10 protein-coding genes and 1 tRNA gene are annotated in these 13,150 nt (G+C 45.2%); 4 read left to right on the top strand and 7 right to left on the bottom strand.

What is annotated here, in order from left to right; translation table 11 throughout:
* The first annotated feature begins 259 nt into the window (after nucleotides 1-259).
* The 4 genes from AACV78_RS09520 (at nucleotide 260) to dpdE (ending at nucleotide 6,069) form a co-directional block, all read left to right on the top strand.
* Nucleotides 260-331, top strand: a tRNA-Gly gene (locus AACV78_RS09520).
* A gap of 54 nt (nucleotides 332-385) precedes the next feature.
* Entirely contained in the window at nucleotides 386-1,330 is a 945-nt protein-coding gene (gene trhO / locus AACV78_RS09515) for an oxygen-dependent tRNA uridine(34) hydroxylase TrhO (RefSeq protein WP_194013145.1), read from the top strand.
* Between the two features lie 503 nt (nucleotides 1,331-1,833).
* Nucleotides 1,834-2,490 carry a glutathione S-transferase gene (locus AACV78_RS09510; protein WP_194074401.1) on the top strand — a complete coding sequence of 219 codons (657 nt, stop codon included), beginning with the start codon at nucleotides 1,834-1,836 and terminating at the stop codon, nucleotides 2,488-2,490.
* 243 nt (nucleotides 2,491-2,733) lie between these two features.
* Nucleotides 2,734-6,069 (top strand): protein DpdE, encoded by a 3,336-nt coding sequence (gene dpdE / locus AACV78_RS09505; RefSeq protein ID WP_194012620.1) that lies wholly within the window; start codon nucleotides 2,734-2,736, stop codon nucleotides 6,067-6,069.
* Nucleotides 6,070-6,204: 135 nt separating this feature from the next.
* Here the strand turns inward: dpdE and AACV78_RS09500 are convergent, their stop codons facing one another.
* The 7 genes from AACV78_RS09500 to gatB form a co-directional block, all read right to left on the bottom strand.
* Nucleotides 6,205-6,477, bottom strand: coding sequence for a type II toxin-antitoxin system RelE family toxin (locus AACV78_RS09500; protein WP_194012619.1), 273 nt, complete (start codon nucleotides 6,475-6,477; stop codon nucleotides 6,205-6,207).
* Nucleotides 6,474-6,677 (bottom strand): hypothetical protein, encoded by a 204-nt coding sequence (locus AACV78_RS09495; RefSeq protein WP_194012618.1) that lies wholly within the window; start codon nucleotides 6,675-6,677, stop codon nucleotides 6,474-6,476. Before AACV78_RS09495 ends, AACV78_RS09500 begins: the two co-directional genes overlap by 4 nt.
* Before the next feature lie 204 nt (nucleotides 6,678-6,881).
* Entirely contained in the window at nucleotides 6,882-8,135 is a 1,254-nt protein-coding gene (locus tag AACV78_RS09490; protein ID WP_194012617.1) for a pentapeptide repeat-containing protein, read from the bottom strand.
* Between the two features lie 71 nt (nucleotides 8,136-8,206).
* Nucleotides 8,207-8,845, bottom strand: coding sequence for a Uma2 family endonuclease (locus AACV78_RS09485; RefSeq protein ID WP_194012616.1), 639 nt, complete (start codon nucleotides 8,843-8,845; stop codon nucleotides 8,207-8,209).
* An 81-nt stretch (nucleotides 8,846-8,926) separates the two neighbouring features.
* Nucleotides 8,927-9,502: a Uma2 family endonuclease gene (locus AACV78_RS09480; RefSeq protein ID WP_194012615.1), complete on the bottom strand. Its 576-nt coding sequence runs from the start codon at nucleotides 9,500-9,502 to the stop codon at nucleotides 8,927-8,929.
* Nucleotides 9,503-9,541: 39 nt separating this feature from the next.
* On the bottom strand, nucleotides 9,542-10,708 hold the full coding sequence (locus AACV78_RS09475) for a pentapeptide repeat-containing protein (protein ID WP_194012614.1): 1,167 nt from the start codon (nucleotides 10,706-10,708) through the stop codon (nucleotides 9,542-9,544).
* Nucleotides 10,709-11,356: 648 nt separating this feature from the next.
* On the bottom strand, nucleotides 11,357-12,853 hold the full coding sequence (gene gatB, locus AACV78_RS09470; protein WP_194012613.1) for an Asp-tRNA(Asn)/Glu-tRNA(Gln) amidotransferase subunit GatB: 1,497 nt from the start codon (nucleotides 12,851-12,853) through the stop codon (nucleotides 11,357-11,359).
* Between the last annotated feature and the right edge of the window lie 297 nt (nucleotides 12,854-13,150).

Below are 13,150 nucleotides of genomic sequence, written 5' to 3'. Positions count from 1 at the left end.
TTCTACTACCGAAAGTTTTACTCCCCCCCTTTATAAGGGGGGGTTGGGGGGGGTAGATATGTAGCGCTATTTTATGAATTTGGTATTAGATTCAGTCCTGCCTTTGGTGCAGGACTTTTTTTGTTTGGACGGGCGATCGGGCACCGAAACTTAAATCTCAAAATAGTTGACTCAGAATCGCAAAATTGTTGTATAATGTTTCTCTAGTCATTTTTGACCGCAATAACTCAAAAGTAAAAGCAGGTACAATAGACTAAGCGCGGGCGTAATTCAGTGGTAGAATGTCAGCTTCCCATGCTGGACGTCGTGGGTTCGAGCCCCACCGCCCGCTTTAACTGAATTTTCATAGTTCTATGAAAATTAATTAGTGCTATCAATTCGATCTATGGCTAAATTCTTAACCGCTGCATTATATAAGTTCGTTGAACTATCGGATTTTGCCGACCTCAAAGCACCGCTACTCGATTGTTGCAACAACCACAACGTCAAAGGCACCATCTTGTTGGCTGCAGAAGGCATCAACGGGACGATCGCCGGTTCGTCAGAAGGCGTGCGCGCAGTCCTAGCATTCTTGCGCTGTGACGCGCGTTTTGCTGATTTGGTTCACAAAGAATCTTTTTCCGAAAAAGCACCGTTTTACCGCCTAAAAATCCGTTTAAAACGCGAAATCGTCACGATGGGAATACCTGATATTAATCCATCTCTCATGGCTGGCAAATATGTCAAACCCGATGAGTGGAATCAGCTACTTGACGATCCTGATGTTGTGGTAGTTGATGTACGCAACGACTTCGAGGTATCTATGGGTACTTTTGCAGGTGCTATTAATCCCAAAACAAAAAGCTTTTCCGAGTTACCTGAATGGGCGCTCAAAGAAGCTGCTTTACGCCAAAAACCGAAGGTAGCAATGTTTTGCACAGGCGGTATTCGCTGCGAAAAATCTACTGCTTTTTTGCGCTCTCAAGGTTTTGAAGAAGTCTATCACCTCGAAGGCGGAATTTTAAAATACTTGGAAACGGTGCCCGCAGCAGAAAGTCGTTGGGAAGGTGAATGTTTTGTCTTTGATGAACGGGTTTCTGTTGTGCATGAATTAAAGCCTGGTAACTACGAACTTTGTCGCGGTTGTCGTCACCCCATTAGTCAGGAAGATAAAGCTTCTGAATTATTTGTAGTTGGTGTAAGTTGTCCTCATTGTCATGACTCGAAAACTGAAACCAAAAAACAAGCCTTATTTGAGCGGCAGCGTCAGATTGAGCTTGCTAAAAGCCGCAATCAAACACATATTGGCGCGCGCTATGATGTTAAGGAAAAAGTTGATAATGGGATATAGATTTTCTAGCGAAATAGGAGGTAATATCCGGGATAGGGCATAGGGCTTGGGGCATAGGGCATAGGGCATAGGGCATAGGGCTATCCTCACCACGCGATTGAACCGCTATAGATTAATTAGTATTAACACTAAGCTGAAAGAAACCGGGTTTCTCTGAAAACTCTGGTTGGGCGGCGTAAAATCTCGAAAGAAACCCGGTTTCTGACTCAATTAGTATTAGCGCGTTTATGAAAGAAACCGGGTTTCTCTGAAAACTTTGGTTGGGCGGCGTAAAATATAGCAAGAAACCCGGTTTCTGACTCTAAAGCCTTCATTCTTCCTGACGACTAATGACTACTAATAGCAATTTCATAAAGTAGCGCTAGATATTACCCCCCCCAACCCCCCCTTGGTAAGGGGGGGCTAAGATTTCATCTATACCACATCTTTAGAAAAATGGTATAACAAATAACAAATAACAAATAACAAATAACAAATAACAAATAACAAATAACAACTAACTAATGACTACTAACTACCCAATTTTGTATTCTTTCCGCCGCTGTCCCTATGCTATGCGCGCGCGCTTGGCGCTGATGGTTAGCAATCGGGTGTGCGAGTTGCGGGAAGTTGTTTTGCGAGACAAGCCACAAGAAATGTTAGATGTATCGCCCAAGGGTACTGTACCGATATTGATTGATGTTGACGGGCGGGTACTGGATGAAAGTATTGATATCATGTTGTGGGCATTAGAACAACACGATCCTGAAAAATGGTTGATTCCAGAACAAGGTACTGTTGCAGAAATGGTAGCATTAATTGCTGAATTTGATGGTGGGTTTAAATATCATCTCGACCGCTATAAATACCCGGAACGTTATGCTGATGTTGAGGCTAGAGTACATCGAGATGAAGCTGCTGTATATCTGGAAAAACTCAATGCAAAGTTAAACGCGACTAAATATTTGTATGGTAATAATGTAGCATTGGCCGATCGCGCGATCGCACCTTTTGTTCGTCAATTCGCTCATACCGATAAAAATTGGTTCAACGAACAGCCTTGGTATCAGCTAGAAGCTTGGTTGGCCGCCTTTACAGACTCGGAAATCTACGCTAGTATTATGCACAAATACCCGAAATGGGAATCTGGCAATGCAGGCGTTGTTTTTGGGCGATCGTAATTACCTATCAACCGGTTTGTACTCAGGACTTCACTCCGCATCCAAAAGAGGACTAAAGTCCTGACTGCGAACCTGAACTAATGTTATTTTTTTCGCTCATACCATTTTTCTAAATATATGCTATAGATGAAGTCCGAAGCCCCCCCTTACTAAGGGGGGGTTGGGGGGGTAATATCTAGTGCTACTTTATGAAATTGGTATCAAGCGTTAGTGTATTCTAGTGAGTATTGTCAGGCTGAAATTATGATTGAGGTTGGTTCGTTAGTTCGATCGCCCAAAAACGATTTGGGAATCGGAAAAGTTGTCGAGGTATCGTCTGCAGATGCCGTAATTGAATATTTTTGCTCAGTAAAAAACCGCTTCCGCAAAACTATAGCGTTGGGTTTGCTACAAGAAGCTAGACTTCAGCGACAAACCCGCTGCTACCTCTGGAGTAACACTCAGGAAAGGTGGATAATCGGGCGCATTTATGACTGGGATGAAGATAAGTTAGAATACGAAATTGACCTCCCCGACAGCCAAAGTTTGCAAGCTGTCGAAACCGAACTTTACGTCCGCTGCAATATCCCGATCGCCGATCCGATCGATATTTTAGCAGTCAAAGGCCAAGAAACACCGTATTTTCACGATCGCCGATTGGCATTTGTGCAATCTGCGATCGAACAGCGCGCCGTCAGCCGCGGCATGACCGGATTAATTTCTGCTAACATAGAGCTCTACCCGCACCAAGTTGAAGTCGTCCGGCGCGTCCTAGAAGACCCGATCTCGCGCTATTTGTTAGCAGACGAAACAGGACTGGGGAAAACCGTAGAAGCCGGGACAATTCTCCGCCAATTCCTACTCGACGATCCCGACGGACGCGCTGTAGTGCTCGTTCCCAAATATTTGCTCGAACAGTGGCGACAAGAGTTAGAAAATAAATTCTATTTGTCTCATTTTGCTGACCGAGTGCAGCTTGTTGCTATTAGCGAAATCAATCAAATTAGCCGCAACGCCAACCTGGATTTTCTGATTGTGGATGAAGCGCAGGAACTGGCCGCAATGGCTAATTCGGGCGATCGCAATCAGCAACAATCCTTTGAACTATGCCAGCAACTCGCTCAAAAAAGCAATAACTTATTGTTATTATCTGCAACGCCAGTTATCGGTCACGAGCAAGATTTTCTGACCATGCTGCACTTGCTAGACCCGACTACTTACCGTCTAGATGACCTAGAAAATTTCAAACAAAGAGTGCAGAACCGTCAGGAAATCGGTCGCGCTTTGCTAGATTTTAGAGAAACAGTCAAGCCTGCAGTTTTGCAAACAAAAATCGCTCAACTCCGCACTCTGTTTGCGAAAGACGATTATTTGCTCGGATCGATCGACGAGTTAGAAACTTGTTTGAGAACCGCAGAAACCGCCGAACAATCTCGCCTTGTCCAAACTATTCGCACTCACGTTAGCAATACCTATCGCCTCCACCGACGCATTCTCCGCAACCGCCGGGATGCAGTGGAAGATGTGATTTTTGATCGCGATTGTGTCCCCAAAACCGAGTACGATCTCAATGACGAACAGTGGTCGGAAATTCAAAGCGTATTCGATAAATGGCGCGCTGCTGCTCCCAAATCTAGCGAATATCAGAGAATTTTTCTGCTGTTTTTCCGCGCTTCCGGTACTTGGTTGAATGTTTTGGAACGGGTTGTCAAAGCTCGCTTGCAGAAAAAATCGACTCCTGAACTCGATCGCGAATTCGGACAAAGCGACACCGCAATTTTGACGAAAACAGCGCTGTTTCCCGAAGAAAAGGAAATGCTGGAAACCTTGCTCAACAGCCTGCAAAAGCCCCAGGAAGGACTCGACAGATTGAGTTTGTTGCGAATTGCTATTTTGCGATTTTTGGCAGTGGCTTTGAAGGTGCCGCGCGAGTATCACAACAATTCTCGCGATTTGCTATCGAGAATTCAACAGCAAATTAAACGGCCGATTCCGGGCGAACGTTTCCCTAAGATTGTAATTTTTACCAGTTTTACGGCAACTTGTCAAGAGATTGCGGAAAACTTAGCTAAAATCTTTGGTAAAAAGGCGATCGCCAGCCACGACACCGGCAAGTCTGGGGATGATGTTGAGGCTAGTCTCCATCGGTTTAAGACTGAGCCGCATTGTTTTATCTTAGTGTGCGATCGATCGGCAGAAACAGGCGTAAACCTGCAAATAACCGATTGGTTAATTCACTTCGATTTACCGTGGTTTCCCAACCAGCTAGAACAAAGACTCGGCAGAGTCGATCGCATTGGTAGCAAAATGGGAGTACAATTTTGTTTGTTTGCAGGCCCGGATCTGCCAGAAAGTCCCCACGAAGCTTGGTTTCAAGTCTTAAAAGACGGCTTCGATATCTTCAACAAATCGATCGCCAGCCTTCAGTTTTATGCCGAACAAAAACAGCTAGAACTTGAAGCAAAGTTGTTTGCTGAGGGAGCAAAGGGCTTGTCAAGCGAAATTGAATCAATCAAAAATCAAATCGCCCAAGAGAAAACCAAAATCGACGAACAGTACGTTCTCGATGAAATTGACACTCTAGAAGACAGCGCATCTCAGTATTTTGAATCTCTCGAAAACTGCGACGACCGCCATAAAGAAATGCAGCGGGCGACGGAAGGTTGGCTTTGTCAAGCTCTCCACTTCAAACAAATCGAACATCCGACAGTATCAGGGTTGATGCGCTATCAACCCACTCAAAAAACCTTGATTCCTTCAAACGATTTGAGAACTCGATTGATTCCTTATTGTCAGCAGTACGGTAGTTACAATCGCCGCATTGCTCATCAAAATAACGATGTAGTTCTTTACCGCATTGGAGAAGGATTGATCGATGCGCTTGGCTCTTACATTCGCTGGGACGATCGGGGTCAAGCTTTTGCGATGTGGCGGCACGATCAAAGTTGGGATGCTGCGGAAGGGATGGAGTGGTTCGGCTTCCAATTTAATTATTCTATCCAGACTGATGTGGAACCTGCAGCTCTAGTTTTGCAAGCACAAAGCATCGAAAATTACAACTTGAAAGCTTTGCAGCGGCGCGCTGATGCTCTGTTTATCCCAACTTTTGAAACTGTGTTTGTAGACGCTCGCAGCGAGCAGATGTCTCTGGTGGAAGATGCGGAAGTTATGCAGATTTTGCAGCGGGGTTATAAAGGCAAAGGCGGCCCGAATCGGGATTATAATTTGTCTAAAAATCGTACTTCGCTGATTGACAGTTTTGTCGATCCGTTGGAATGGGATGATTTTTGCCAAAAAAGCCGGGTGGTATCCGAGGAATTGCTGCGAGGGCGCGAGGCTTTTGTGGAAATGTGCAATAATTCTGCTGTGAGTGCTGCAATCCAACTCAAAAACCGGGTGAATCAATTGCAATTGCGATTGAATCGACTTTCTAAATCCGAACAACTTTTAGAATCGGTTTTGGGTGATGAAATCAGTACCGAAAGTGCGTTGAGTGAAGCCATTTTAGCGGGAATTCGCCGCCCGCAGATGACCCTTGAGTCGGTGGGATTTATTGTGATTTCTGGGCGCGCGCCTGTTAAGGAGAAGGAAGAAGGATAGCTTGTTTGGGTGGAGTGCGATCGCTCTTTTTGACCTAATTCTGAAGCACGGGTATCTTGCCCGTGCTAGGATGGACGGATATGGATAAAAGGGATCTCGCTCTTTATTTAATCAAATTGTTTCTTGAAAACAGCTTTAGGGTGGAAAGTAGCGATAAATATCTTTCCGGTGAAGAACTCTTGCAAAAGTAACTGTTTCCCCATCAAAATAAAAACCTATTCGATAGTCGCCAACCCGAAACCGATACGCATTATCATCGCCTTTCAATTTTTTTAAGTTAACTATTGTCTGTAAATCATTAACATTGGCAATTTCCACAAAAGCAAATTCCTTAATTTGCACAAAAGCAGGCGTACTTTTAAGAGCTTTTAAATCCTTCAAAAAACTGGGCAGATATTCTACTTTCATTCTGTTTCCAGTTCTGCAAGTGCTTGCCCTAAATTTAACGGCTTTTCATTTTTTACTTCCCGCATAGCTAACAGAAGTCCTCTATCTTCGATAGCTTCTAATAAATACTTATAGTCGGTATAATCTAGAATGACTTGACTAATGTTGCCTTCGGCATCTAATATCAATTTTTGGGCAAGTGGATAATCTTCTATCTTCATATACTTTTATATACTTTTATGTGGAGATAAATTGATAGGAAATGATGGTTCTATTTTAACTGGGATTTTTTTTATAAGGTTTGATGATGGTCGATTCCCTACGGGATAGCTATGCTTCACGGGATTTTTTTGAAGCCATCGCACAGGCGGGATGCCCGTGCCACGAGGGATGCGGATGGATGAAAGGGTTCTCGCACTTAGGAACTAAACATCCTCAAAAATCGCTCCCCCCTGCTGTAAATTCAACTTCACATCCTCCGCAAGTCCTGAGTTATTCCCAAACCTTGCTGACTCGACATTCGTACCGCTGAAATTAGTATTTGTTAAGTTCACTTCGAGCAAATTGGCGCGACTCAAATCGGCACCGCTGAGGTTTGCTAAAGCCAGACTGGCGCGGTACAAATCGGCGCGGCTCAAATCTGCATTTCCTAAGAAAGCGCCGCTCAAATCTGCACCGCCGAATTTGGCATTTTGCAGGTTGGCATCGCTGAAATCGGCATCGCTGAGGTTTGCACCTCGGAAGTTTGTTCCCTGGAGCTTTGCACTGCTAAAATCAACTGTATTCAAAGTAGTTCCGCGCAAGTTACCCCCCGCAAAATCCCGTGCTGGATTGAGATTGGCGATTTTTGCCAACTCTGTAAAATTGTCGGTTTCAGCAGAGATAATGCGATCGACCATTTCTTGCAATTGGGCTTGGGCTTCCGGGAAAATTTCCACCTCTGGCTGTTCCACCGCAGGCAAATTGTAGGACAACAGCGCCCAACTGAGAGCCGGTTGGAATTTATTTACTTGCAAGTATACAGTCAAAATTCTTTCTAAAACCGAATGTTGATTTGGCGTAATATCGTGCGGCCACAAACCCTCCGCATCTGTGATATAAATATCTTCTTTGGCAACTTCAAAAGTCGCAGCAATCCGCAATGGTTGGGCTGTCAATTCTGCTATTCTCACACTTTTGAGCAAACCTTTTAATACAGAATCAGCGCGCTCCAATGCAAAAATCCAAGCAGGCGTTGTATCGTCGCCTAGGGTGGAAACGTGACACAAAGTGCCATGATTTTCTTTAGTTTTTTCCGCTGTTTCGCTTTCTAGAACTACCGCCGAATTTTCCGTAAATAAAACTTGCGTGCTGCTTTGAATTGGCGACAGCATGAAATCACCGACTAACTGACGCGATGCTACGGGAATTTCGCAGTTTTCCAGATTGAGCTTGAGCGTTCCGCTTTGCAAGCCAAATTTGACGCGACCGCCTAGCAGGGGTTCCCAATGTTCGTTAAAATTGAGGCTCAAGTGAATGTGGAGCTGCTCGGTTTGGGCTGCAACGGAGCGCACGGGAATTGCTTCTAATTGCATCCACAAACAATCTGGGTATTTGTTGTGAGACTCTAGCGATCGCATATCGGGAAAAGTGCTGGCTCTGCCAGACTGTGATGATGGAGATTTTGACGAGTGTTCCATTTCTAATTTATCACATTACAGCATTTTTCGATCGGTTAAAGCTGTAAATTTTGTTTAAAAATTTCCGCCCTTCATTGACTTTGCTGAATTTGGCTTTTTACCCAATTCCGAAATGCTTTCACTAATTCCAGATAATCCATTGTTTCTGCTAGATCCAAAAATCTGACAATCTCTAATATCGGCAAGCTGGGAAATGCTAAACTGATCTCGCCCTCAACGTATTCTCCCTTCTCAAATCTGTTGATTCTGAGTCGCGAACCGTTATAAATCCAAACTTCCGGCACTCCCAAATCCGCATAAACCTGCAAGCTATTTTCCGAACGGCTGGTAATATCAATTTCCACCACTAAATCCGGAGGCGGATCTTGATTCATGTCGATTCTTTTTTTGCCTTTAACTGCACTAATATTATGGATATAAAAACATTCATCCGGTTCTGCACCGCTAAGTTCAGGACGTTTGAAAGTGGTAGAACCAAGAGGTTCAATTTTTACATCTAATTCTTCAGCTAAAGTTTCAACAAATCGACCCATTATTGTTTTGAATCGTTCGTGTTCTGGAGATGGTACCATAATTTCAAGATTGCCGCGGTTGTATGTCAGTCGAATTTGCCGATCGCCAATTTCGGCAAGCAAAGTTTCGTAGGTTTGCCAACTGATACCCGATAGCTGGACAATTTGTTGGGGCGGGGCGAGAGTTTGAGCGGTCATAGTGCTACTTTGGTGAAGAGTTCGCAGGCGCAAGGTAAGGAAGCAGCCATCGCACTTTTGCATTATATCATCGCAGGAAGCCTAGCCGGGAAACACCAAAGACAAATCCAGAGACAACTCTGGAAAACCGGGAATTACCACAAACTCATTTGGTAAAACCACTCGTTTGACTCGATAATCGAAACTACCTGTTGGTTTTTGATAAGGTTCGCTGTAGGTTTCCAGTTGAATATCTACCAAATTAAATATCCAATAATCAGAAATTCCCGATTCAGCGTAGAGAGATAACTTAGTTCTGCGATCGTACTTCAAAGTCGAATCAGAAACCTCAATTACCAACAAAATATCAGCACTTTCTGGGTGAGAAGATAAATAACTATCGGAACGACTGCGCGCAATCACCACATCAGGTTCTGGTTCGCTATCATCAGACAAAATAATCGGTTCCTGACCGCGCACGCAGGCACTTTTTGCCATCATCAGGCACAACTCTCCCAGCAATAGCGAGTTACAAGCCGAGTGAAACGTAGTTTTTTTAGCTTTTTTAATAATTTCTCCGCGAATCAATTCAAATCGGTTATCAGACTCAAAAAAACCCAGTTCTGCCAAACGGTGATATTCGGCGATGGAGAATCGTTTTGCAGTTACGGCATTCATAGCTTTTAATTATTTTCTACAATTACCAACATTCCCATTTTACTCAAAAATCCCGCCCCGTGCCTTCAATTCAATTTTCACGGCTTCCGAAAGCCCCAAACAACCAGCAAACCTCGTGTTTTTTACTACCGCATTTTTTAATTCAGCGCGGCTCAAATCAGCACCGTTTAAATCAGCACCGCTCAAATCTACGCCGCTCAAATCAGAATTTTTTAAATTAGCATCAGTTAAATTTGCATTTACTAAAATCGCATTCGGTAAATAAGCGCTGCTCAAATTAGCGCCGGCTAAGTTTGCACCGCTCAAATTCGCCCGCGGCAGCTTTGTCCGCAAATCGGCACGGCTTAAATTCGCGCTGCTGAGTTCAGCATCCCGCAAATTAGCATTGCACAAATTAGCATCAATTAAAAGTGCAGCGCTCAGCAAAGCACCGCTGAGATCCGCTAAGGTTAAATCTGCCCCTTGGAGGTTGGTTTCGCGCAAATCCGCGCCGTTCAAATCAGCGTAGTGGAAGTCAAAACCGCTTAAATCAGCTCCGGCAAAATCCTCGACGGGATTCAAACCAACTGTTTCTGCAAGTTGTAGAAAACTGTTATTTTTATCGGTTAAAAACAGTGCGCGCACGATCGCCAATTGCTGCTGTCGGTACTCGTCGGCTTTCTCGTAATTTGCTAAATACTTGTAAGCAATCTTCAAATTCTTGAGAGCGCTGCGCTCAACGCGATCGTCGCTGTGGGCGCGGGCGATCGACAATTGCTGCTGATAACATTCGATCGCACCAGGTAAATCGCCATTAGCATCGCAAGCCAGCGCCAAATTACCCAAAGTTTCCAGCTCAGATCGAGCGTCGCCGGTTTCTCTGGCAATCGCCAAACGCTGTTTCTGGTAATCAATAGCACCCAAAAAATCTGAGCGAGCACAGCAAGCATTGCCCAAATTTCCCAAAGCATTCGCCTCGCCCCGGCGATCGTCAATTTCCCGCGCCAACACCAAATGCTGCTGGTAACAGTCGATCGCCCGATCGTAATTTAACAGAGCTTCGTAAGCTACGCCCATATTACCGAGCGCCGCACCCGCCCGGCGCTTATCGTCAACTTCCCGATACAGCGCCAGCGCTTCTTGCCAAGAATCCAGCGCCGCCTCAAATTGGCGCGCCTGATACTGCGAAATCCCCTGCTTGATTAGCTCGGTAGCTTGTTCGCTCATATAGCAATCCTAAATGATTTTCTGTAGGGACACGGCAGTGCCGTGTCCCTACTCAAATTGATATTAATCTACTTGAAGCGTTCCACAGTTGACAGTTGGCCCGAATTTACTCGTTACGAGGCTCTGCCTGGTAATGCAGATCCAGAGGCTCTGCCTCTATTTACCCAGGGTTTCTCAAAACAGAGCGATCATTTAATTTATTAAATTTTCGTTCCTTAAACCAATTTTTTACCATAACAAAAAAGGTTCGCACTCCCGACTTGGCTATTGGGCCGGAAAACCTATGCAAGTCCGCACTACAAACGAGCTGTCCTGACTTGGCTATTGGAGCGGAAAGCGTATGCAAGTCCGCACTACAAACGAGTTATACATCCCCGATCGCCAAAAAAGACAAAAAAGACAAAAAAGACAAAAAAAGAGAGAGTTACCTAAGTAACTCTCTCTGCCATCAGGGTGCATCTACATAACACAATATAACATTATCAGGATGAGGGGTGATACCCCCAAACGTGAAGATGTTGTAAAGAAATGTGTATTAATTATAAAGTTATCATGCAGCGAGATCGGCGATCGCGCGGCGGGATCGGGAAAAACCGATCGCCCTGCGCGCGCGTCCGCTACACAATCCCCTTAACGGCGGCCTTGACTTCAGCCGTTAAGCTTGGTCGCCAGCAACTCATTAGTCAATTTCGGATCTGCCCGGCCGCCGGTTTCCTTCATCACCTTCCCGACAAAAAAGCCCAGCAGCTTAGTTTTGCCGGCGCGGTACTGTTCGAGCTCCTTGGGATTGGCGGCCAACACTGCATCTATTGCCCGATCGATCGCCCCTGTATCCGAAATTTGAATCAAGCCCTTGCTTTCAACCAACTTAGTCGGCGAACCGCCGCTTGCTAGCAACTCCGGCAAAATATCCTTAGCAATTTTGCCGCTGATCGTGCCAGCATCAATCAGCGCCAGCAGTTCGGCCAAATCCTGCGGTTGGAAAGGAATTTCAGAAATCGCCAGTTTCTCATTTTTCAGATAAGCAGTAATATCGCCCATCACCCAATTGGCAGCTTGTTTAGCAACTGCACCGGCGGCGATCGTTTTTTCAAAATACTCCGCCACCGCTTTGTCGTCAGTCAAAACCCGCGCGTCGTAGGGAGAAAGAGCGAGTTGAGTTTCGTAGCGGTGCCGCTTTTGGGCGGGCAATTCCGGCAGTTGAGCTTTCCAATCCTGCAATTGATCCGTTGAAACTTCGATCGGAGGCAAATCCGGTTCCGGGAAATAGCGGTAATCGCTGGCACCTTCCTTAATCCGCATACTGAAAGTACACTGCTTGTTTTCATCCCAAAGCCGCGTTTCTTGGATGATAGTTTCGCCATTTTCGATAGCTTGAGTTTGCCGCTCAATCTCGTAATCGATCGCCCGTTCGATCGCATTAAAAGAGTTCATATTTTTAATTTCGACCTTAGTGCCGAACTCTTTTCTCCCAACCGGGCGCACCGAAATATTCACATCGCAGCGGAGCGAACCTTCCTGCATATTCCCGTCGCCAACACCGATATAGCGGACGATCCGGCGTATTTCTTGACCGTATTCGGCAGCTTCCGCGCCCGATCGCAAATCCGGTTCCGAAACAATTTCGATTAGAGGCACGCCGGCCCGGTTGTAATCCACCATTGAATAGGTAGAACCGCTGAGCCGATCGCTGCCGCCGTGAACCAATTTTCCTGCATCTTCCTCCATGTGCAACCGAGTAATCCCGATTTTTTTTCTAGTAGAATTGCCCGCCTCGTCCACCAGTTCAATTTCTATCGAACCGTTAGTAGCGATCGGCAAATCGAACTGAGAAATTTGATAATTTTTCGGCAAATCGGGATAGAAATATTGCTTGCGGTCAAACTTACTGTAAGGTGCAATTTCGCAGTTGAGAGCCAGACCAGCTTTCACCGCATACTCCAACACTTTTTGATTTAATACTGGCAATACTCCCGGCATTCCCATACAAATTGGGTCAATATTAGTATTTGGGGCATTGCCAAATTCTGTAGAAGAACTGGAGAAAATCTTAGTATTCGTGCTCAATTGACAGTGAGTTTCGAGACCGATAATGGCTTCGTACTGAGTTTGATTTTTTATCGAAGAGGGTGCTGCAGCAGTCATAGGCGACCTAAAAAAATGAATAACTTTAGATTATATTTTAACTTTTTATTTGCCAAACTGACTTGAGATTCTTTGTAGGCTAGGGAAGGTTTTCACTGAACACCGGCAGGGCTGGCAAAAAATATCGGTTGCAACCGCCTCTTGAGCCCGCTTGGGATGGGTTTTATTTGTGTGAACCGGGTTTCTAACCGCCGTGCGGCAGCGCCAACGCCTTACTACAGCTTCGCGATCGCCCCCAAACCCCAACCCTGTGCGAGAATATAGCAATTGGAGCTCTGATATGAGATATCGATCGCC

This window comes from Tychonema sp. LEGE 07196 (assembly GCF_963890365.1).
Taxonomy (GTDB): Bacteria; Cyanobacteriota; Cyanobacteriia; order Cyanobacteriales; family Microcoleaceae; genus Microcoleus.
This window is presented reverse-complemented; position numbering and strand designations above follow the sequence as displayed.